This window comes from Micromonospora sp. WMMC250, from assembly GCF_027460215.1.
Taxonomy (GTDB): Bacteria; Actinomycetota; Actinomycetes; order Mycobacteriales; family Micromonosporaceae; genus Micromonospora; species Micromonospora taraxaci.
On sequence record NZ_JAPZBJ010000002.1, the window covers coordinates 6,088,633 to 6,110,808 of the forward strand.

The window sequence follows — 22,176 nt, forward strand, 5'->3', positions numbered from 1 at the left end:
ATCATGGAGTTGTGGTGCTGGACGAAGGCCTCTGATCGGGGCACGACGGGCACCACAACTCCATGATCAACCAAGTAACGGTTAGACCCTCGCGGGAACCCGGTCCTCCAGGTGCTCGCGGAGGCCCTCGCCCTCGATGTCCACGTTGGGCAGGGCCCGGTTCAGCCAGCGGGGGAGCCACCAGGCGCGGTCGCCGAGCAGTGACATCACCGCCGGAACGATGGTCATCCGGACCACGAACGCGTCGATGGCCACGCCGATGGCGAGCGCGAAGCCCATCGACTTGATGATCGGGTCTTCGAGGAACACGAAGCCGCCGAAGACGGACATCATGATCAGCGCGGCGGCCGTGACCACCCGGGCACCGTGGCCCATGCCGCTGATCGTGGCCTCACGCGCGGTGTCGCCGTGCACGAAGTCCTCCCGCATCCGGGAGACCAGGAACACCTCGTAGTCCATGGCCAACCCGAACAGGATGCCGATCAGCAGGATGGGCAGGAAGCTGACCAGCGGGGCCGGGCTGTCCAGGCCGACCAGGTCGGCAAGATGACCCTGCTGGAAGATCGCCACCGTGATGCCGAACGTGGCGGCCACGGTGAGCAGGAAGCCCAGCGCCGCCTTGAGCGGCACCAGCAGCGAGCGGAACACCAGCATCAGCAGCAGCACCGAGAGTCCGACGACCAGCAGCAGGTAGATCGGCAGCGCGTCCGAGAGCTTCTCCGAGACGTCGATGCCGATCGCCGTGGCACCGGTGAGCAGCACCTCGGCGCCCTTGACCCCGCTGACCGCGCCGCGGACGTCGTGCACAAGGGTCTCGGTGGCCTCGTCGGTCGGGCCGGTCTTCGGCACCACGCCGAGCAGCGCGGTCCGGCCGTCCGGGCTCAGCTGCGGCGGCGCCACCGCGAGGACGTTCTCGGTGCGTTGGATCATTGCGGCCACCTGCGGCACCGCAGCCGCTGTCGCCTGCGCGTCGTCGCCCGCTACGACCACCGCGAGCCGGCCGGTGAAACCGGGACCGAAGCCCTCGGTGGTCAGGTCGCTCGCCACCCGGGCCGGTGAGCCCACCGTCGCCGTGCTGGCGTCCGGCAGGGCCAGTCGCATGTCTGGCGTGGGCAGCGCGAGCAGCCCCAGGCCGAGCAGCGAGACCAGGATGACCGGCACCCGGAAGCGGATGACGAACCGCGCCCAGCGGAAGCCGAACCCGGAGCGGTCCTCGACCGGCAGCGTCTCCTCGCCCGAGGGCTCGCCCGGTCCGGCGGCGTCGACAGTGGAGCGCAGCCGGCGGGGGAGTACCCGACGGCCGGCGAAGCCGAGCAGCGCCGGCTGGAGGGTGATCGCGACGAGTACCGCGACGGTGACAGTGCCGGCGGCGGCGAGACCCATCACGGTGAGGAACGGGATGTTCACCACGGCGAGCCCGGCGAGCGCGATGACGACGGTGGCACCGGCGAAGACGACTGCGGAACCGGCGGTACCCACCGCACGGCCGACCGCCTCCTCCGGGGACAGGCCTTCGAGCAGGTTCTGTCGGTGCCGGGAGGTGATGAACAGCGAGTAGTCGATGCCGACCGCCAGGCCGAGCATCAGCGCCAGGATCGGGGCGGTGCTGGTCAACTCGATGACGCCGCTGAGCGCGAACAGGCCGGCCATACCGACGCCCACACCGATCAACGCGTTGAGCATGGTCATGCCGGCGGCGACCAGGGAACCGAACGTGATGATCAGGACGATCGCGGCGACCAGTACGCCGAGCGCCTCGGTGGAGCCGATCTCGGGCTCACCGCCGAGCACCTCGCCGCCCGGGGCGACCTGCCAACCCTGTGCCTTCGCCGCCGCGCCCACCTCCTCGTACGCGGTGCGCTGCTCGTCGGTCACCTCGTCCCCGCCGGTCGCGAACTGGACCTGGACCAGCGCGTACCGGCCGTTGGGTGTGACCGCGCCGACCTGGAACGGGTCGACGGCGCCGACCACGCCGGGCAGTGTGGAGGCCTGCTGGACCAACTCCCGCACCACGGCCTGGCCCTGCGGTGTGGCCAGTTGGCCGTCGGCCGGCGCCTTGACCGTGATGGTGCCGGTGGCGCCGCTGGCGGCGGGGAACTGCTCGGCGAGCAGGTCGAGGGCGCGTTGGCTCTCGGTGCCGGGCATGGTGAAGTTGCTCGCCGTCGGGCCGCGCAGGGTCGCCGCGGCCAGGCCGGCGACGACGAGTACGACGAGCCAGAGCGCGACGACGAGCCGTCGCCGGCGCAACGCGCCCCGGCCGAGCCGGTAGAGCAGGGTGGCCATCAGGAGTCCTTGTCCTCGGTCGTGGGTGGTTGGGGCAGGGAAACGGCGACGGGCTCGACGGCCCGTCGGACGAGGGTGAGCAGGGCGGAGCGCAGTTCGTCGTCGGGGATGTCCACAAACTCGGCGCACGCCTCGGAGATGCCGGCGAGGAGGACGAGCGCCGCGATCCGGGCGCTCGGCCGGTCGGAGTGACCGGCCAACGCGTCGCGTAGCCGGTCGGAGATCTCCTGGATGTGCGCGAAGGCCGGCTGGCAGAGCAGTTCCGGGAATTCGCCGCGGAGCACAGCGATCTCGCGCCGGAACCGGACCGCGAGGTCGACGAAGCCCTGCGCGGCGACCTCCTGAGCTGCCGCCGCGGTGAGGCCGCCGAGTCGGTCGTCGAGGTCCCGCAGCACACCGATCGCCGGGGCCATCAGCTCGGCGAGCAGGGCTTCCTTGTTGGCGAAGTGGTAGAGCACGGTGGCCTTGGAGCAGCCGACCTCGCGGGCGATGTCCTGGAGCGAGGTGCCCCGGTAGCCGGTCACCGTGAACCGCCGCGCCGCCGCGGCGAGGATCTCGCCGTGCGTCTCGGACACCGCTCGTGCCATCACTGGTCCACCTCCGTGAACCAGCATGCCTGACCGATCGGTCAGACCCTGACCGATCGGTCAGACCGAAGCGGTGGCGTTCACCACACCTCGCCCGCGTTTAGCCGCCGTGCTCGGCGTCGTACCTGGTCCGCGCCTCGGCGATGGCCCGGCGGTGCCGCTCGGCCCAGCTGGTGAGTGCCACCAGCGACTCGTACAGCTCCAGCGCCATCGGGGTGGCCGTGTACTCGACCTTGGGCGGGACGGTCGGATAGACGGTGCGGTGCAGCAGCCCGTCCCGTTCCAGGTTGCGCAGCGTCAGCGTGAGCATCCGCCGACTGATCCCCTCGACGTGCCGCTCCAACTCGGTGAAGCGCACCGGCCCGTGCGAGGCGGACACCAGGATGCTGATGCTCCATTTGCCGCCGACCCGGTCGAGCACCTCGCGGACGGTGCACGCCCGGGCCTGGCCCGGGGTGAACGGCACGTTGTCGGCCGTGCAGGTCACCTCGGCCGCGACAGGCTCGGACACATCGCTGTTCCTCTGGGACACAACAGTGCCTCCTTCCGCTCCGGCTCATGGTCACAGACGATGACCTCGGTAACAAACCGTGCACCAAGGAGGAGTGTCGTGGACCGAGTCGTCCCGTCCCGCTGGCTGGCCCTGCTCATTCTCTGCGCCGGCAGCCTGATGATCATTCTGGATGGCACAGTCGTCGCGGTGGCGCTGCCCGCCGTACAACGGGATCTGGGTTTCACCGCCGCCGGCCTGGCCTGGGTGGTCAACGCCTACCTGGTCGCGTTCGGCGGGCTGCTGCTGCTCGCCGGACGCCTCGGCGACCTGCTCGGCCGGCGGACGGTCTTCCTCGCCGGCATCGCGCTGTTCACACTGTCCTCGCTCGCGTGCGCGGTCGCCACCGGACCCGCGGTGCTGGTCGGCGCACGCTTCGGGCAGGGCGTGGGTGGCGCCCTGGCCATGGCGGTCAGCCTCGGCATGATCGTGCGGCTGTATCCCGAGCCGGCCGAGCGGGCCCGTGCCATCGCCGTTTTCAGCTTCACCGGCGCGGCCGGCGCGTCGGTCGGCACCGTCGCCGGAGGGGTGCTCACCGACGTGGCCGGCTGGCGGTCGATCTTCCTGGTCAACCTGCCGATCGGCGCGGTCATCCTGCTCGCCGCCGTCCGCCGGCTCCCCGCCGAACGGGGGATCGGTCTGCGCGCCGGCCTGGACGTGCCCGGCGCGCTGCTCGCCACCGCCGGTCTGATGGCAGCCGTGCTGGGCATCGTGGGCACCGCCGAGCACGGCTGGACCAGCGCCCGCACCCTCGCCACGGCAGTGCTGGCGGCGCTGCTGCTCGGCGGGTTCGCCGTACGTCAGCGGATGGCGGCCACCCCGCTGCTGCCGCCCCGGGTGCTGCGCGTACCGGGTCTGGTGGCGGCGAACGCGGTGCAGTTCCTCATGGTCTGCGCGTACTTCGGCTTCCAGTTCCTGCTCGCCGTGGAGTTGCAGGTGGTGCTCGGGCTGGGCGCGTCGGCCACCGGCTGGGCCTTCCTGCCCACCCCGGTGATGATCGCTGTGGTGTCGCTCGGGCTGGCCGGTCGGCTGATCGCCCGCTGGGGCGCCCGGGCCGTGCTCCTGACCGGGCTCGGCCTGGCGACGGTCGGTTTCCTGCTGCTCGCCCGGCTCCCGGTCGACGGCGCCTACGCGGTGGACGTACTCCCCGCGATGTTGATCTTCGGTCTGGCCGGTGGACTGACCCTGCCGGCGGTCACGACGGTGGCCATGGCCGGCGCTACCGACGCGGACGCCGGGCTCGCCTCCGGCCTCGCCAACACCACCCAGCAGGTCGGCGGCGCGGTCGGCCTGGCCGTGCTGGCCACCCTGGCGGCCAGTCGTAGCGACGGCCTCCGGGCCGCCGGTTGGGCCGAGACCGCCGCGCTCGCCGGCGGCTACCGGACCGCGTTCGCCGTGGCCGCCGGGCTGGTGGTCGCCGCGCTGCTGGTGGCGTTGGCGACACTGCCCCGACGCCCGGCCGGGTCGTCGCCGGACGCCGAACCGTCGGGCCCGGCCGGGTCGTCACCGCAGGCCGAACCGTCGGGCCCGGCCACGACGAGCACCGACGACGATCGGCAGGTCCGGTTGACCGGCGGCACCGGGGCCGGGAGGGTGGTCGGGTGACCAAGGCTGACGAGACGCGGGACGGCGTGGCCCTGACCAACCTGGACCAGCCGTTGTCCGACCGCGACGACGCGACGAAGCGTGACCTGGTCGACTACCTCGACGCGGTCCACGATCGCATCCTCCCGCACCTGCGGGGCCGGCCGCTGTCGGTGATCCGGGTCCGCCCCGGCCAGCCACCGTTCATGCAGAAGAACCTGCCCCGCTACACCCCCGACTGGGTGCGTCGGGCACCGGTGTGGGCGGAGGCCTCCCACCGCGAGATCTCGTACGCCCTCTGCGACGACCGGCGCACCCTGCTCTGGTTCGCCAACCAGCGGGCGGTGGAGTACCACCCGACGCTGGCGACCACGGCCGACCTGCACCGTCCGACCCACCTGGTGCTCGACCTGGACCCGCCGGAGGGCGACGGGTTCCGCGCGGCCGTCGGCGCGGCCCTGCTGGTCCGCCAGGCGCTCGCCGATGCCGGCCTGGCCGGCGCGGTCAAGACCAGCGGAGCCAAGGGCGTGCACGTCTTCGTCCCGGTGACCGACGAATCCACGGCGGAGGAGTTGGCCGCCGCCACCCGGGCGCTCGCCGTCCGCGCCGAGCGGCTCGACCCGGCGTTGGCCACCATGGCGTACATCAAGGAGGACCGGGGCGGCCGGGTCTTCGTCGACGCCACCCGGGCGGGCGGTGCGACGGTGGCCGCCGCGTACAGCCCTCGGCTACGGCCCGGGATGCCGGTCTCGTTCCCGGTCGACTGGGCCGACCTGACCGATGTGACCCCCGCCGACTTCACCATCCGGACCGCGCCGACGCTGCTCGCCGACGGCGACCCCTGGGCCGCGCTGATGCCGGCCCCGCAGTCCCTCCCCGCCGACCTGATCGCCGAGGGCCGGACCATCCCGGTGGCCCGGGTGCAGGCCATGCACGAGGGGAAGCGCCGGGCCCGCGCCCGGCGCGAGGCCGGCTGACCGGCTCGTCGGCCCCCGCTCGGGCCCGTCGGGGCGGCTGATTGTCGGTGGGTTGTGGCACGATTTCCCAGGTGAGCAGCAAACCCGACGCGACGCAGCGCCTCGCCGACCTGGCGCGGCTGCGCCGGGTTCGCGACCGGATCGACAGGGAGTACGCGTCTCCCCTGGACGTCGAGGCGCTCGCCCGGGGCGCGCACATGTCGGCGGGGCACCTCAGCCGCGAGTTCCGGCTCGCCTACGGCGAATCCCCCTACAGCTACCTCATGACGCGGCGCATCGAGCGGGCGATGGCCCTGCTGCGCCGTGGCGACCTGAGCGTCACCGAGGTCTGTTTCGCTGTCGGTTGTTCGTCGTTGGGCACCTTCAGCACCCGCTTCGCCGAGCTGGTGGGCGTGCCGCCGAGTGTCTACCGGCGGCAGGCGGCGCAGGCGACCGCGGGGATGCCGTCGTGCGTGGCGAAACAGGTGACCAGACCGGTCAGGAATCAAGAAGCGCGGGTCACGGCCCCGCAACTAGCGTGATCGCCATGGACATCACCATTCACTCGAGCTTCCTTCCGCACACCGATCCGGAGGCCTCGCTGGCCTTCTACCGTGACACCCTCGGCTTCGAGGTCCGCCTCGACGTCGGATACGAGGGCATGCGCTGGATCACGGTCGGGCCGGTCGGCCAGCCCAGCACCGCCATCGTCCTGCACCCACCGGCCGCCAATCCCGGCATCACCGACGCCGAGCGGCAGACCATCCTCGAACTGATGGCCAAGGGCAGCTACTTCGGGGTCAACCTGGCCACCTCCGACCTGGACGCCACCTTCGCCAAGCTGGAGGGCAGCGACGCCGAGGTCGTCCAGGAGCCGACCGAGCAGCCGTACGGCGTACGCGACTGCGCTTTCCGGGACCCCGCGGGCAATATGATCCGCATCCAGGAAGTGCGCTGAGCCGTCCGTTCCGACAGATGGAGACACGATGAGCACGGCCCCCCAGCCGTCCGCGCCGCACGTTGCCGACAGCCATGACCTGATCCGTGTGCAGGGCGCGCGGGTCAACAACCTCAGGGACGTCAGCGTCGAGATCCCGAAGCGGCGGCTGACGGTGTTCACGGGTGTCTCCGGCTCCGGCAAGAGCTCGCTGGTGTTCGGCACCATCGCCGCCGAGTCGCAGCGGATGATCAACGAGACCTACAGCGCGTTCGTGCAGGGTTTCATGCCGACGCTGGCACGCCCCGAGGTCGACCTGCTGGACGGTCTGACGACGGCGATCATCGTGGACCAGGAGCGGATGGGGGCCAACTCCCGGTCCACAGTGGGCACCGCCACCGACGCCAACGCGATGCTGCGCATCCTGTTCAGCCGGCTCGGGCAGCCGCACATCGGCTCGCCCAACGCGTACTCCTTCAACGTCCCGTCGGTGAAGGCGACCGGCGCGATCACCGTCGAGCGCGGTGCCGGCAAGACGAAGACCGAGAAGGCGACCTTCACCCGGCTCGGCGGCATGTGCCCACGGTGTGAGGGCATGGGCGCGGTCACCGACATCGACCTGTCCGCGCTGTACGACGACAGCCTCTCGCTCAACGAGGGCGCGATCACGATCCCGGGCTACAGCATGGAGGGCTGGTACGGCCGGATCTTCCGTGGCTGCGGCTACTTCGACCCGGACAAGCCGATCGGTAAGTTCACCAAGCGGGAGCAGCACGACCTGCTCCACCGCGAGCCGACCAAAATCAAGATCGACGGCATCAACCTGACGTACGCCGGCCTCATCCCATCGATCCAGAAGTCCTTCCTCTCCAAGGACATCGACACGTTGCAGCCGCACATCCGCGCCTTCGTGGAGCGGGCGGTGACCTTCACGACCTGCCCGGAGTGCGCCGGCACCCGGCTCAGCCAGGAGGCCAGGTCGTCGAAGATCCAGGGCAAGAACATCGCCGACGCGTGCGCGATGCAGATCAGCGACCTGGCCGCCTGGGTACGCGGCATCGACGAGCCGTCGGTGGCCCCGCTGCTGGCCGGGCTGCAACATCTCCTCGACTCGTTCGAGGAGATCGGGTTGGGTTACCTCTCGCTGGACCGACCCTCGGGCACCCTCTCCGGCGGCGAGGCGCAGCGCACCAAGATGATCCGCCACCTCGGCTCGTCGCTCACCGACGTCACCTACGTCTTCGACGAGCCGACGATCGGGCTGCACCCACACGACATCCAGCGCATGAACGAGTTGCTGCTCCAACTGCGCGACAAGGGCAACACCGTGCTGGTCGTGGAGCACAAGCCGGAAGCCATCGCCATCGCCGACCACGTCGTCGACCTCGGGCCCGGCGCGGGCACCGACGGCGGCACCGTCTGCTACGAGGGCAGCCTGGAGGGCCTACGCGCCAGCGGCACCATCACCGGCCGCCACCTCGACGACCGGGCAGCCCTCAAGGACCAGGTACGCACGCCCACCGGCAAACTGGAGATCCGTGGCGCGACGGCCAACAACCTCCGGAACGTCGACGTCGACGTGCCCCTCGGAGTGCTCGTCGTCGTGACAGGCGTCGCCGGCTCCGGCAAGAGTTCCCTGGTGCACGGGTCCATCCCTCCCGGCGCGGGCGTGGTGTCGATCGACCAGGGCGCGATCCGTGGCTCGCGGCGCAGCAACCCGGCCACGTACACCGGGCTGTTGGACCCGATCCGCAAGGCGTTCGCGAAGGCCAACGGCGTGAAGCCGGCGCTGTTCAGCGCCAACTCCGAGGGTGCCTGCCCGAGCTGCAACGGCGCCGGTGTCATCTACACCGACCTGGGGATGATGGCCGGCGTCGCCGCACCCTGCGAGGACTGCGAGGGCAAGCGGTTCCAGGCGTCGGTGCTGGAATACCGCCTCGGCGGTCGCGACATCAGTGAGGTGCTCGCGATGTCAGTGACGGAGGCGGAGAAGTTCTTCGGCGCCGGTGACGCCCGTACGCCGGCCGCGCACGCCATCCTCGACCGGCTCGCCGACGTCGGGCTCGGCTACCTCAGCCTGGGTCAACCGCTCACCACCCTGTCCGGCGGCGAGCGGCAACGACTCAAGCTGGCCACGCACATGGCCGAGAAGGGCGGCGTCTACGTCCTCGACGAGCCGACCACCGGCCTGCACCTGGCCGACGTCGAACAACTGCTCGGTCTGCTGGACCGCCTCGTCGACTCCGGCAAGTCGGTGATCGTCATCGAGCACCACCAGGCGGTCATGGCGCACGCCGACTGGATCATCGACCTCGGTCCCGGCGCCGGCCACGACGGTGGTCAGATCGTCTTCGAGGGCACCCCCGCCGACCTCGTCGCCGACCGGTCCACCCTCACCGGCGAGCACCTGGCGGCGTACGTCGGCGGCTGACGACCTGGTCCGGGCCTGTCTCCCGTTCCGGCTCTGCGGCTGCCGGTCCGCGGTTCAGGCGACAGGCGGTCCTGTCTCGTCTGCCTTCCTGGTAGCGAGGGCTGCGCAGATGACGGCAATCAGCCCGAGGGCGACAGTGGCCGGGGTGACATATCCGGGCACCGACGAGGTGACGTACGACCCGCCGCCGGTGAGGTGGCACTCGAAGTGCATCGGAAAGAGGCTGACGCCGTACCCGTCGACCATGCTCGCCACCTGCGGCCCGACCTCCCGGCAGGGTTCGATCGGGGTGGCGCCGGTTCCGCCGTCCTCGGCGCGCATCACCGCGTAGCCGAGGTTGAGCAGGCCCCATGCGTACACGGCGACGGCCCCCGCGCCGACGAGGAGCGCTGCGGCCCGCAGCCGCCCCGGCTGCCTCCGGAACACCGCTCTGAGCCCACGGACGGCGAGGATCGTCGCGGCGACGGTGCCGGCCAGTGCGGCGAGGATCAGTCCGAGAAACAGCATGACGAAATCTTGATCTTGCCGGGTCGCAGATGCAAGAACCGGGAAGCTGCGCCTCCTCAGGAGGCGCCCGCCTCGCCGAGGGCGCTTCGCGGCCGGACATACGAGTAAGGCCCCTGACCGGGTTTCCCCTGGTCAAAGGCCTTCTGGTGCTGGTGGAGCTTTCCTAGCAAGTGTGCCCCCGGCAGGATTCGAACCTGCGCCCCCGCCTCCGGAGGGCGGTGCTCTATCCCCTGAGCTACGGGGGCTCAGCGACTGGAGAAGACTAGCAAACCTCCCCTCCGTACACCCAATCGGTATCGGGTGAGCCGATCGTGTCGACGACCGGCCCACCCGGCGGTCAGGCCGTACCACCCGGCGGTCAGGCCGCTACCGCCCGGCCGCAACTGGGGAGCGGGTGCAGGACGATCCGGCGCGGGAGCCGGCGCGGCCACTCGTTGCGCGGCCAGGAGCCGTCCACGATCAGATGCACGGTGCGCTGCTCCTCGCCGCTGAGCCGCAGCACGAAGTCGCGGGGGAGCGGCGGATCCACCGTCGGTGTGGTGATCATGAAGCGCACCCGACCGCGGGACGAGACCGCCGAGATCACGTCCGCGGCCGGCATCGTGCCGCGCAGCCGGACCCGGCCGATCCAGTAGACCTCCGCGAGGTGCTCCTGGGCGGCCCGGGTGATCGCCGGGTACTCGCTGCGAACCCAGCGCTCCACCGCACTGACGCAGAGCCCGCAGGCGCGCTCGCGCGGCTCGCGCGGACCCAACCCCCAGGCCCGCAGGTACGCCCCGACGGCGCCAGTGTCCAGCGGCAGGTCGAAGCGCCGCTGGATGAGCGTGGTGAGGCTCTGCCTCGTCCACAGCTCCTCGTCCAGCCCGAACTCGTCCGGGTGGACGCCCCGCAGCGCGTCGATCAGTTCGAGTTCCTGTTCGCGGCTGAGCATTCCCGGCTCGCCCTGCCGCTGTCCGCGACGGACGGCTGCCACCGCCCCGTCACCACCGATGGTGTGGCGTCGGCACCAACTGGTGACCGAACGCCGTGCGTCTCTGAGTGCAACCCCCACGTCTTGGGCAACGAGCCCGAATCGCAACTGGTCACGATATGTGTGGAGAAAACTCTCTAAGCAACGTAATCGCCTGGACCACTCGAATCACCCAAGGCGGACATAAGTGGTCAAGAAGGGGCGAGTAGGTGCGTGACGGCACCTTGATCGACTCGTCTTCGCGGCAAACGGGGTGTCTCGTTGCGGTGATTGGCCGGTTTCCCGAAACACGAGTTGATCAAAGCGCCGCCCTGGTGCTCGGTGCTCGCGCCCCTGCGCGATGCTCGCGCCCCTGCTCGGTGCCCCACGCCCTGTGCCGGTGCCCACGCCCCGTGCTCGCTGCTCGGCCTCAGAGTGGGTGCGAATCATCGGATCGGACCCTGATCGACTCGGGTTCCTGAAAGCCGGGGCGTCCTGTCGCGTTGATGCCCCGGTTTCCTGAAAGGCGAGTCGATCATCAGGCCAGGCGGGGCGGGGCCCGGGGTCAGGCGGGGGCAGGCGGCGTCAGGCCGGGCCCGGGGGCCGGCGGGGCCGGGCGGCGGGGTGGGGCCGAACTGGGCGGGGGTGGGATCAGGCGCGGTGGGCTGGACGATCGTGCCCCGTGGCTCGCGGCTCCTGGCAGATCGGCGATGTGGCGGTGTCCGGACGCCCGGAACACCGCCACATCGGCGACCTTGTGTGGATCTTGCGGAACTCGACGAGATCGGCCTCCGGACGACGCGGGCCGGTGGTGCCTCGGCCGGTCGGATCAGCCCTTGGCTGCCTGCGCCTGGAGCTGCCGGAGGTTGTTCAGTTCGGTCTGCTGGGTGGCCTTCATGGTCTTCGCCACCCGCAGCACCTCGTCGTTGTCGGTCTCACCGAGGGCCGCGTCGATCATGTGGATGCCGCCCAGGTGGTGGGCGTACATCAGGCTCAGGAACTGCCTGTCGACCTCGATGCCCCGGGCGTCCCGCAGGGAGGCCATCTGCGCCGGCGTGGCCATGCCCGGCATCAGGCCGTCCTTGACGGTGGCGCCGTCGGACATCCACGACATCGGCGGCTGGGAGCCGGTGGGGCTCAGGCCCCACTCGCGGAGCCAGGTCTGCATGGCGCCGATCTCGCCCTGCTGCCCGGTGGCGATGTCGACGGCGATCTGCCGAACCTCGGGGAGGGTGGCCGACCGGTACGCGATCAGGCTCATCTCGACCGCCTGCGCGTGGTGGGTCGTCATGTCCCGGGCGAAGCCCGCCTCGACCGACGAGTCACCGGGCCGGGTGAGTCGGGGGGTGAGCAGGCCGCCCGCGTACCCGAGGAGCAACCCCACCACCACCATGATGGCGAGCGCCACCACGCCGTAACGCGCCGGCTGGGCCCGGCCGCCCTCGTCCGGGGCGGCCGGGATGTCGTCGTACTCGCTGTCGGTGGTGGTGGGGGCGGTCATCGGGGTCCTTACTGGGTGGGCTGCTGCTGGAGCTCACGCGGCGTGGTGCCGGTGGCGGTGATGCCGGTGTTGCACAGCGCCGTGGGGCCTTCGACCGAGGCGTTGACACGCAGGTCCTTGATGAACTCGTCGATCCGCGAGTCGTCGGCGTTGTCGACCTTGAGCTGGTAGCCCCACGCCTGGAGGGAGATCGGCTTGTCCAGACCCTCGTACGGGCTCATGAAGGTCTTCTCGACGCCGCGCACCTTGCCGGCGAGCTTGTCGACCTGGTCCTTGGGGAGGTCGGGCCGGTAGGTGATCCAGACGGCGCCGTGCTCCAGGCTGTGCACCGCGTGCTCGTTGGCGATCGGGGCGTCGTAGACGTCGCCCATGCAGTTCTGCCAGGCGGCGTTGTGCACCCCGCCCACCGGCGGCGAGTAGTTCCAGGTCAGCGGGCCCGACTTGTGCGACTCGTACTTGAGACTGTCGGGGTCGGACTTGCGGATGTTGGCGATGCCGTCGATGGCGTTGGCCCGCTTGTCCCACGGCTTGGAGCCCTGGAACGACGCCCAGGCGCCGTACCCGATGATGCCGGCTGCCAGCACGCCGACCGCGACGAAGAGCGCGATCGGCCCCCAGGCGCGGCCCTGGGTCACCTTGACCGGGGTGACCGGCTTGCGGGGGCCCTTGCCTCCGGCCCGCGGGGAGCCCGCCGGTTTGCCGGAACCGGCCTTGGCGCCGGACGCAGGCCGGCCCGCTGCCGGCTTCTTGCCGGTGCTGACCACGGTCGGGCGGCGCTCCGGGCCACCCGGGGTGCTGATGCTCATCGTGCCTCGTCAAGTCGGTCGGTCAGGGGAGTGGCGGGCCGGATGACGCGCAGGGGAGCCGCCGAGTGCCCGAGTCTACCCCCGATAACATGGTTGGGTGACTCCTGCAGAACTAGCCTCGGTCGTCCTTGCCGCCGCCCACGCCGTCTTCGAGCAGCGTGGGCTCGACCGCGCCGCGTTGCCGACGAGCACTGTGGTGGAGCGACCGCGCAACCCCGAGCACGGCGATTACGCCTCGACGCTCGCTCTGCAGTTGAGCAAGAAGGTGGGCGTTCCGCCCCGGGAGTTGGCGATGGCCCTGGCCGAGGAGTTGGGTCGGGCAGCGGGTGTCAAATCGGTGGAAATCGCCGGGCCGGGCTTCCTGAACATCCGGCTCGACGCGGCCGCCGCCGGTCAGCTCGCCCGGGTGATCGTCGAGGCCGGCGCGGAGTACGGCCGCAGCGACCGCCTGGCCGGCGAGAAGATCAACCTGGAGTTTGTCTCGGCCAACCCGACCGGCCCGGTGCACATCGGCGGGGTCCGTTGGGCGGCCGTCGGCGACGCGTTGAGCCGGCTGCTGCGGGCCACCGGGGCCGACGTCGGCACGGAGTACTACTTCAACGACGCCGGTTCGCAGATCGACAGGTTCGCCCGGTCGCTGCTGGCCGCCGCCAAGGGTGAGCCAGCGCCGGAGGACGGCTACGGCGGGGCGTACATCGCCGAGATCGCCACCGAGGTGCAGGCCCGCCGGCCGGAGGTGCGCTCGCTCGACGACGACGCCGCCCAGGAGGTCTTCCGGGTCGAGGGTGTCGCGCTGATGTTCGACGAGATCCGGTCCTCGCTGCGCGACTTCGGGGTGGAGTTCGACACCTACTTCAACGAGAAGGACCTGCACGACCGGGGCGAACTCGACCTGGCGCTGAACCGGCTGCGCGCGCAGGGGCACCTCTACGAGTCCGAGGGCGCGACCTGGTTGCGCACCACCGACTTCGGCGACGACAAGGACCGGGTGCTGCGCAAGTCCAACGGCGAGTGGACGTACTTCGCCGCGGACTGCGCCTACTACCTGGACAAGCGGGAGCGCGGCTTCGAGCGGGTCGTGATCATGCTGGGCGCCGACCACCACGGCTACATCGGCCGGATGAAGGCCATGGCCGCGTGCTTCGGCGACGACCCGGAGCGCAACCTGGAGATCCTCATCGGGCAGCTGGTCAACCTGCTGCGCGACGGCGCTCCGCTGCGGATGAGCAAGCGGGCCGGCACGGTGATCACCCTGGAGGACCTGGTCGACGCGATCGGCGTGGACGCCGCCCGGTACGCGTTGGCCCGCTACTCCAGCGACTCCCCGATCGACATCGACATCGAGCTGTGGACCAGGGCCAAGAACGACAACCCGGTCTACAAGGTGCAGTACGTGGCCGCCCGGACGGCGGGCGTGGCCCGCAACGCCGCCGACGTGGGGCTGGTTCGGGGCGACGCCGACGCGTTCCGCCCCGAGCTGCTCGCGCACGAGAAGGAGAACGCGCTGCTCAAGGCGCTCGCCCAGTTCCCGGCGGTGGTCGCCACCGCCGCCGAGCTGCGCGACCCGCACCGAATGGCCCGCTACCTGGAGGAGGACATCGCGCCGTCCTACCACCGGTTCTACGACGAATGCCGGGTCCTGCCGCGCGGCGACGAGGAGATCACCGACCTGCACCGGGCGCGGTTGTGGCTCAACGACGCCACCCGCACGGTCGTCGCCAACGGCCTGTACCTGCTCGGCGTCTCCGCCCCGGAGAGGATGTAGCACGATGCGGGCTCACGAGGCGGGTGCGCTGCACGCTGACATCAGCAACCGGGGGCCGGCGTGGCTGCGTACCCCGGAGGACGTGAACGCCCTGCTGCCCACGCTGTGGCCGCGCAGCGTGACGCGCGGCGCGGACGGCGCGGTCGCCGTCGCGGGCCTGAGCGTCCGCGACATCGCGGCCGAGTTCGGCACCCCGGTGTACGTCCTCGACGAGGACGACCTGCGGTCGCGTTGCCGTGACTTCCGGGCGGCCTTCCCGACCGAGGACGTCTTCTACGCCGGCAAGGCGTTCCTCTGCCGGGCGGTGGTCCGGATGATCGCCGAGGAGGGCCTGCACCTGGACGTCTGCAGCGGTGGTGAGCTGGCCACCGCGCTCTCGGCCGGGATGCCGCCGGAGCGGATCGGCTTCCACGGCAACAACAAGTCGGTCGCCGAGCTGGGCCGGGCGTTGGACGCCGGAGTGGGCCGGATCATCGTCGACTCGTTCACCGAGATCGACAGGCTCACCGCGTTGGCCCGCGAGCGCGGGGTGCGGCCCCGGGTGCTGGTCCGGGTGACGGTGGGCGTCGAGGCGCACACCCACGAGTTCATCGCCACCGCCCACGAGGACCAGAAGTTCGGCTTCTCCCTCGCTGGCGGCGCCGCCGCGAACGCCGCCTTCAAGATCCTCGACGAGGGTGTGCTGGAGCTGCGTGGCCTGCACTCGCACATCGGTTCGCAGATCTTCGACGCCAGCGGCTTCGAGGTTTCCGCCCGCCGGGTGCTCGCCCTTCAGGCGCAGATCCGCGACGCGCGCGGGGTGGAGCTTCCCGAGTTGGACCTGGGCGGCGGCTTCGGCATCGCGTACACGACGCAGGACGACCCGGCCACCCCGCAGGACCTGGCCAAGCGGCTGCGCAAGATCGTCGACTCGGAGTGCGCGGCGGAGAACCTGGCCGTGCCCCACCTGTCGATCGAGCCGGGCCGGGCCATCGTCGGGCCGGCCGTGTTCACCCTCTACGAGGTCGGCACGGTCAAGACCCTCGACGGCATCAGGACGTACGTCAGCGTCGACGGCGGGATGAGCGACAACATCCGTACCGCCCTGTACGACGCGTCGTACTCGGCCACGCTGGCCTCGCGGGCCTCGACCGCCCAGCCGTTGCTCGCCCGCGTGGTGGGAAAGCACTGTGAGTCCGGGGACATCGTGGTGAAGGATGAATTCCTGCCCGCCGACGTGCAGCCCGGAGATCTTGTCGCGGTTCCCGGCACCGGTGCGTACTGCCGCAGCATGGCCAGCAACTACAACCATGTGCCGCGTCCACCGGTGATCGCGGTACGCGACGGCCAGGCACGCCTGATCGTCCGGCGGGAAACCGAAGAGGACCTGCTCGCATTGGATGTTGGATGACGTCACCTGTGCGCTTGGCGCTGCTCGGCTGCGGCACTGTCGGCCAGGAGGTGGTCCGCCTGCTGCACGAGCAGTCGGCCGACCTGGCCGCCCGGGTCGGCGCTCCGCTGAAGATCGCCGGCATCGCCGTACGGCGGCTCGGCCGCGACCGGGGTGACCTGCCGGTCGACGAGAGCCTGTTCACCACCGACGCGCTCGGGCTGATCAAGCGCGACGACGTGGACGTGGTGGTCGAGGTGGTCGGCGGCATCGAGCCGGCCCGAAGCTGGCTGGTCGAGGCGCTGCGCGCGGGCAAGAGCGTGGTCACCGCCAACAAGGCGCTGCTCGCCGAGGACGGCGTCGCCCTGCACGAGGCGGCGGCCGAGGGCGGCGGCGACCTCTACTACGAGGCGTCCGTGGCCGGGGCCATCCCGCTGCTGCGTCCGCTGCGCGAGTCGCTGCACGGTGACCGGATCAACCGGGTCACCGGCATCGTCAACGGCACCACCAACTTCATCCTCTCCGCGATGGACGCCACCGGCGCCGGTTTCGCCGAGGCACTGGAAGAGGCAACCGCACTGGGGTACGCGGAGGCCGACCCGACCGCCGACGTCGAGGGCTTCGACGCGGCGGCGAAGGCGGCGATCCTCGCGTCGCTGGCGTTCCACACCCGGGTCGGCGCGGCGGACGTGCACCGTGAGGGCATCACCGAGGTGACCGCCGCGGACATGGCCAGCGCCCAGGCGATGGGCTGCACGATCAAGCTGCTCTGCATCGCGGCCCGGGGTGTCGACGCAGGCGGCCGGGAGACCGTCAGCGTCCGGGTGCACCCGGCGATGATCCCGCGCAGCCACCCACTGGCCAGCGTGGGTGACGCGTTCAACGCGGTCTTCGTGGAGGCGGACGCCGCCGGGCAGTTGATGTTCTACGGCCGGGGGGCCGGGGGCGCGCCGACCGCGAGCGCGGTGCTCGGCGACGTGGTCGCGGTGTCCCGCAACCGGCTCGCCGGGGTGCGCGCGGCCAGCGAGAGCGCGTACGCGGACCTGTCGGTGCGGCCGATGGGCGAGGCGTTGACCCGTTACCACGTCAGCCTCGACGTGGCCGACCGTCCGGGTGTGCTGGCCGCGGTGGCGGGTGTGTTCGCCCGGCACGACGTGTCGATCGCGACAGTGCGGCAGGGCTCCGCGGGTGGGGCTCCCGGCCGGGACGGCGACGCGGAGCTGGTCATCGTCACCCACGTGGCACCGGACGCCGCGCTCGCCGCGACGGTGGGTGAGCTGCGCGGTCTGGACATCGTGCGGTCGGTGACGAGTGTGCTGCGGGTCGAGGGCGGCGCCTGAGTCGTTGGACCATCGACGGGGCTGCTCGCGCGTCCCGCCAGGTGGGTAAGCCCGGGTCTGCCCTCGACAGCTCGGGCAACGTGGTCCAAGGTGGCCCCGACGAGGTCGGCGCACGGTGCCAGAGGCGAGGAGAGCGACATGTGGCGGGGTCTGATCGAGGCGTACCGGGATCGGCTGCCGGTCACCGAGGCCACGCCGGTCGTCACGCTGCACGAGGGGAACACCCCGCTGTTGCCCGCGCCGGTGCTGTCCGCCCGGATCGGCTGCGACGTGCACCTCAAGGTGGAGGGCGCCAACCCGACCGGCTCGTTCAAGGACCGGGGCATGACCGTGGCGGTGTCCAAGGCGGTCGAGGCCGGCAACAAGGCGATCATCTGCGCCTCCACCGGCAACACCAGCGCCTCCGCTGCGGCGTACGCGGCGCGGGCCGGGCTGACCTGCGCGGTGCTGGTGCCGCAGGGCAAGATCGCACTGGGCAAGCTCGCCCAGGCGCTGGTGCACGGCGCGAAGCTCCTCCAGGTGAGTGGCAACTTCGACGACTGCCTCTCGCTCGCGGCGAAGCTGGCCCAGGACCACCCGGTCGCCCTGGTCAACTCGGTCAACATCGACCGACTGCACGGCCAGAAGACCGCCGCCTTCGAGATCGTCGAGGCGCTCGGCGACGCACCCGACATCCACTGCCTACCGGTCGGTAACGCCGGCAACATCTCCGCCTACTGGATGGGCTATTCCGAGGAGCGGGACGCCGGCACCACCACCCGCACGCCGAAGATGTACGGCTTCCAGGCCGCCGGGGCGGCCCCGATCGTCACCGGCAAGGTGGTGCCGGAGCCGTCGACCATCGCCACGGCGATCCGGATCGGCAACCCGGCGAGCTGGACCAAGGCGCTGGACGCTCGGGACACCTCCGGTGGGCTGATCGCTTCCGTGACCGACCGGGAGATCCTCTCCGCGTACCGGCTGCTCGCCCGGGAGGTCGGGGTCTTCGTCGAGCTGGGCAGCGCGGCGAGCGTCGCCGGCCTGCTCCAGCAGGCCGCGGCGGGCGCGGTGCCACCCGGTTCGACTGTCGTCTGCACCGTGACCGGCCACGGCCTGAAGGACCCGGAGTGGGCGATCTCCACGGCGCCGGCCCCGTTGACCATCGCGAACGACCCGATGGCGGCGGCCCGGGCTCTCGACCTGGCCTGAGCACGGCACCGGCGACGGTGGGCCGCCCCCGGGGGCGGCGGGGGTTCCGGTGATCGAGTCCGGCACACTTTCACGTATCCCCGCCCGCATTCTCGTTCAGGAGTGAACCAGGCCGATGTCGCTGCTCGCCAGATTCAGCCTCGCCAACCGAGGGCTGATCGCCCTCATCGCGGTGGTGACCACGGTGTTCGGAGCGTTCGCCGTACCGTCGCTGAAGCAGCAACTGCTGCCGTCGCTCGAGTTCCCGGCCGCGTTCATCGTGGCCGCCTACCCCGGTGCCGGTCCCGAGATCGTCGAGTCGCAGGTGACCGAGCCGATCGAGAACGCCCTCCAGGGCATCCCGGGGCTCGACAAGATCACCTCCACGTCCCGCGAGGGGTCGGCCACCGTCCAGGTGACGTACGAGTTCGGCACCGACCTGGACGATGTGGTCAACAAGATGCAGACCGCGTTGAGCCGGATCGACGCCCAGCTGCCGGAGAGCGTCGACCCGCAGGTCATCGCGGGTAGCACCGACGACCTCCCGGCGGTGGTGCTGGCCGCCGCCGGCACTGCCGACGGGCGGGCGCTCGCCGAGAAGCTGCGCGCGACGGTCGTGCCCGAGCTGGAGGGCATCGAGGGGGTACGCACCGTCGAGGTGACCGGCACCCGCGACGACGTCGTGGTGGTCACCCCGGACCCGGCGAAGCTGGCCGCCGCGAAGATCCAGCCGACGGCGATCGGCGCGGCGTTGAAGACCAACGGCGTGGCGGTTCCGGCCGGCGCGGTGACCAGCGGGGCGTTGGCCCTCCCGGTTCAGGTCGGCTCGCCGATCGGCACCATCGAGGACCTGCGCGGCATCGTCGTCGCCCCGGGCGCGGCACCCGTGCGGCTCAGCGACGTGGCGACTGTCGAGCAGCAGCTCGCGCCGGCCACCGCGATCACCCGTACCAACGGCAAGGACAGCCTCGGTATCGCGGTCACCGCCTCGCCGGACGGCAACGCCGTGCAGATCTCGCACGAGATCCGCGACCGGCTCGCCGACCTGAAGGACGCCTCCGGCGCGGATTTGACAGTCGTCTTCGACCAGGCGCCGTTCGTCGAGAAGTCGATCGAGTCGCTGACCACCGAGGGTCTGCTGGGCCTGGTGATGGCGGTCATCGTCATCCTGGTGTTCCTGCTGTCGGTGCGCTCGACGGTGGTCACCGCCGTCTCCATCCCGCTCTCCGTGCTGGTGGCGCTGATCGTCCTGTGGATCGGTGACTACTCGCTCAACCTGCTCACCCTCGGCGCGTTGACCATCGCGGTGGGCCGGGTGGTGGACGACTCGATCGTGGTGTTGGAGAACATCAAACGCCATCTGGAGTACGGCGAGGAGAAGCGGCACGCCATCATCACCGGCGTCCGCGAGGTGGCCGGCGCGGTGACCGCGTCCACCCTCACCACGGTGGCGGTGTTCGCGCCGATCGCGCTGGTCGGCGGGTTCGTCGGTCAGCTCTTCGCGCCGTTCGCGATCACCGTGACGGTGGCCCTGCTCGCGTCGCTGCTGGTGTCGCTGACCGTGATCCCGGTGCTCGCGTACTGGTTCCTCAAGCCGCGCGGCGGCACCGCGGACGACGAGGCGGTGCGGCGCGGCGCGGAGGAGAAGGAGCTGCGCAGCCCGTTGCAGCGGGCGTACCTGCCGGTGATCGGCTTCGCCACCCGCAAGCGGTCGACCCGCTGGATCACCGTCGGGCTTGGTCTGCTGGTGCTCTTCGGCACCTTCGGTCTGGCGCAGAAGCTGGAGACCAACTTCCTGGACGACTCCGGCCAGGACACCCTGAACATCAGCCAGGAGCTCCCGGCCGGCAGTGGGCTGGCGGCCACCGACGAGGCGGCCAAGCAGGTCGAGTCGGTGCTGTCCCGCACGAAGGGCGTCGAGACGTACCAGGTGACCGCTGGCGCCGGGGACAACCCCTGGGCGGGCGGCGGTGGCAACAACGTCGCGAACTGGTCGCTGGCGCTCAACGGTGACACCGACGCCAAGCAGATGCGCGAGGTGCTGCGTAAGGAGTTCGACAAGCTCGGCACGAGCGTGGGCGAGATCAGCTTCGGTGGTGGGCAGGAGGCGTCGACCAGTCAGCTCGAGGTCATCGTCCAGGCCAGCGACCCGGAGGTGCTGACCCGGGCGGCCGAGGAGGCGCGGGCGGCGATGGCCGGTGTGCCGGACGTCGAGGACGTCTCCACCAGCCTGGCCGAGCGGGTGCCGAGGGTCGACGTGACCGTCGACCGGGTCGCCGCCGGGCGGGTCGGGCTCACCGAGGCCGCTGTCGGGCAGTTGGTGTCGCAGGCGTTCCGGGGTGCGCCGCTCGGGCAGGTCGCGCTCGACGGCCAGCAGCAGAACGTGGTGCTGCGGCTGGGCACGAAGCCGCCGGTGACGGTGGAGGAACTGCGGGCACTGCCGGTGGGCCCGGTCAAGCTGGACGACATCGCTGACGTCACGCAGGGCGAGGGGCCGCAGCAGGTCACCCGGATCGACGGTGAGCGCAGCGTGTCGGTGACCGGCACGGCGACCGGGTCGAACCTGGGCGCGACGAGCAAGGAGTTGCAGAAGCGCCTGGACGGCATCGACGTCCCGGGTGCCAGCTTCACCATCGGTGGCGTCAGCGCGGATCAGGCCGACGCGTTCGGTGACCTGGGCCTGGCGGTGCTGGCCGCCATCGCGATCGTCTTCCTGATCATGGTGGCCACGTTCCGTAGCCTCACCCAGTCACTGATCCTGCTGATCTCCATCCCGTTCGCGTCGACCGGCGCGATCGGCCTACTGCTGATCACCGGGACGCCGCTCGGCGTACCGGCGCTCATCGGTGTGCTGATGCTGGTCGGCATCGTGGTGACGAACGCGATCGTCCTGCTCGACTTGATCAACCAGTACCGCGCGCAGGGCATGGGGGTCCAGGAGGCGGTGGTCGAGGGCGGCCGACGCCGGCTGCGTCCCATCTTGATGACCGCGGTGGCAACCATCTTCGCGTTGCTGCCGATGGCGCTCGGGTTGACCGGCGAGGGCGGCTTCATCTCGCAGCCGCTGGCGGTCGTGGTGATCGGTGGTCTGCTCAGCTCGACGGTGCTCACGTTGCTCCTGGTGCCGACGCTGTACACGATGGTGGAGCACACCAAGGAGTCGCTGCGGAACCGGCGTGATCGGCGGCGGTCCGGCGAGCCGGTGGTGGACGGAGCGGAGGCCGACGAGGCGGCCGCCCCGAACCAGGTCGCGGTGCCCAGCGGCGCGCCCGCCCCGGCGGCGACCGAGGGTACGCCGCCGGCCCCGCGTCCCGCCCCGTCGGGTGCCTTGGTGGAGGGCACGGACCAGTTCGAGGTGCTGCGGCTGCCCCGTAGTCGTACCTCGCCGCTGCCTCCGTCGGAGCCGACCGAGTAAATCCGACCGCAACACGGAACGCCCCCGGC

General features: G+C 71.0%; 17 protein-coding genes and 1 tRNA gene. 10 read left to right on the forward strand and 8 right to left on the reverse strand.

Annotated features, from left to right (window positions below; all coding sequences use genetic code 11):
* Positions 1-81: 81 nt before the first annotated feature.
* The 3 genes from O3438_RS27645 to O3438_RS27655 all read right to left on the reverse strand — a co-directional run bounded on the left by O3438_RS27645 (position 82) and on the right by O3438_RS27655 (position 3,357).
* A complete protein-coding gene (locus O3438_RS27645; RefSeq protein ID WP_269682552.1) occupies positions 82-2,283 on the reverse strand; it encodes an MMPL family transporter in 2,202 nt (733 codons plus the stop codon).
* Positions 2,283-2,870 (reverse strand): TetR/AcrR family transcriptional regulator, encoded by a 588-nt coding sequence (locus tag O3438_RS27650; RefSeq protein ID WP_269682553.1) that lies wholly within the window; start codon positions 2,868-2,870, stop codon positions 2,283-2,285. Before O3438_RS27650 ends, O3438_RS27645 begins: the two co-directional genes overlap by 1 nt.
* A 100-nt stretch (positions 2,871-2,970) precedes the next feature.
* Positions 2,971-3,357 carry a winged helix-turn-helix transcriptional regulator gene (locus O3438_RS27655; RefSeq protein ID WP_269683771.1) on the reverse strand — a complete coding sequence of 129 codons (387 nt, stop codon included), beginning with the start codon at positions 3,355-3,357 and terminating at the stop codon, positions 2,971-2,973.
* Between the two features lie 123 nt (positions 3,358-3,480).
* On the opposite strand from O3438_RS27655, the gene O3438_RS27660 reads away from it, so the two are divergent.
* From O3438_RS27660 to O3438_RS27680, 5 genes are all read left to right on the forward strand, one after another.
* Positions 3,481-5,025 (forward strand): MFS transporter, encoded by a 1,545-nt coding sequence (locus O3438_RS27660; RefSeq protein WP_269682554.1) that lies wholly within the window; start codon positions 3,481-3,483, stop codon positions 5,023-5,025.
* Positions 5,022-5,981: a DNA polymerase domain-containing protein gene (locus O3438_RS27665; protein ID WP_269682555.1), complete on the forward strand. Its 960-nt coding sequence runs from the start codon at positions 5,022-5,024 to the stop codon at positions 5,979-5,981. Before O3438_RS27660 ends, O3438_RS27665 begins: the two co-directional genes overlap by 4 nt.
* 71 nt (positions 5,982-6,052) lie before the next feature.
* Positions 6,053-6,502 carry a helix-turn-helix transcriptional regulator gene (locus O3438_RS27670; RefSeq protein ID WP_269682556.1) on the forward strand — a complete coding sequence of 150 codons (450 nt, stop codon included), beginning with the start codon at positions 6,053-6,055 and terminating at the stop codon, positions 6,500-6,502.
* A gap of 5 nt (positions 6,503-6,507) precedes the next feature.
* The gene (locus O3438_RS27675; protein ID WP_269682557.1) at positions 6,508-6,918 is read left to right on the forward strand and encodes a VOC family protein; all 411 of its coding nucleotides are present in this window, start codon (positions 6,508-6,510) and stop codon (positions 6,916-6,918) included.
* A 28-nt stretch (positions 6,919-6,946) separates the two neighbouring features.
* Positions 6,947-9,328 carry an excinuclease ABC subunit UvrA gene (locus O3438_RS27680; protein WP_269682558.1) on the forward strand — a complete coding sequence of 794 codons (2,382 nt, stop codon included), beginning with the start codon at positions 6,947-6,949 and terminating at the stop codon, positions 9,326-9,328.
* 54 nt (positions 9,329-9,382) lie between these two features.
* Here O3438_RS27680 and O3438_RS27685 read toward each other — a convergent pair whose 3' ends face one another.
* The 5 genes from O3438_RS27685 to O3438_RS27705 all read right to left on the reverse strand — a co-directional run bounded on the left by O3438_RS27685 (position 9,383) and on the right by O3438_RS27705 (position 13,091).
* Positions 9,383-9,835, reverse strand: coding sequence for a hypothetical protein (locus O3438_RS27685; protein ID WP_269682559.1), 453 nt, complete (start codon positions 9,833-9,835; stop codon positions 9,383-9,385).
* A gap of 173 nt (positions 9,836-10,008) precedes the next feature.
* Positions 10,009-10,080 (reverse strand) — tRNA-Arg (locus O3438_RS27690).
* Between the two features lie 113 nt (positions 10,081-10,193).
* The gene (locus O3438_RS27695) at positions 10,194-10,886 is read right to left on the reverse strand and encodes a winged helix-turn-helix domain-containing protein (RefSeq protein ID WP_269683772.1); all 693 of its coding nucleotides are present in this window, start codon (positions 10,884-10,886) and stop codon (positions 10,194-10,196) included.
* Positions 10,887-11,613: 727 nt separating this feature from the next.
* The gene (locus O3438_RS27700) at positions 11,614-12,285 is read right to left on the reverse strand and encodes a DUF305 domain-containing protein (protein WP_269682560.1); all 672 of its coding nucleotides are present in this window, start codon (positions 12,283-12,285) and stop codon (positions 11,614-11,616) included.
* A gap of 8 nt (positions 12,286-12,293) precedes the next feature.
* The gene (locus O3438_RS27705; protein ID WP_145779188.1) at positions 12,294-13,091 is read right to left on the reverse strand and encodes a DUF3105 domain-containing protein; all 798 of its coding nucleotides are present in this window, start codon (positions 13,089-13,091) and stop codon (positions 12,294-12,296) included.
* A 97-nt stretch (positions 13,092-13,188) separates the two neighbouring features.
* On the opposite strand from O3438_RS27705, the gene argS reads away from it, so the two are divergent.
* The 5 genes from argS (at position 13,189) to O3438_RS27730 (ending at position 22,147) form a co-directional block, all read left to right on the forward strand.
* On the forward strand, positions 13,189-14,856 hold the full coding sequence (gene argS, locus O3438_RS27710) for an arginine--tRNA ligase (protein WP_269682561.1): 1,668 nt from the start codon (positions 13,189-13,191) through the stop codon (positions 14,854-14,856).
* 4 nt (positions 14,857-14,860) lie between these two features.
* Positions 14,861-16,246 carry a diaminopimelate decarboxylase gene (gene lysA, locus O3438_RS27715; protein WP_088987861.1) on the forward strand — a complete coding sequence of 462 codons (1,386 nt, stop codon included), beginning with the start codon at positions 14,861-14,863 and terminating at the stop codon, positions 16,244-16,246.
* 8 nt (positions 16,247-16,254) lie between these two features.
* A complete protein-coding gene (locus tag O3438_RS27720; protein WP_269683773.1) occupies positions 16,255-17,565 on the forward strand; it encodes a homoserine dehydrogenase in 1,311 nt (436 codons plus the stop codon).
* A 138-nt stretch (positions 17,566-17,703) separates the two neighbouring features.
* Positions 17,704-18,753: a threonine synthase gene (gene thrC, locus O3438_RS27725; protein ID WP_269682562.1), complete on the forward strand. Its 1,050-nt coding sequence runs from the start codon at positions 17,704-17,706 to the stop codon at positions 18,751-18,753.
* A 115-nt stretch (positions 18,754-18,868) separates the two neighbouring features.
* On the forward strand, positions 18,869-22,147 hold the full coding sequence (locus O3438_RS27730; protein ID WP_269682563.1) for an efflux RND transporter permease subunit: 3,279 nt from the start codon (positions 18,869-18,871) through the stop codon (positions 22,145-22,147).
* Positions 22,148-22,176 lie beyond the last annotated feature (29 nt).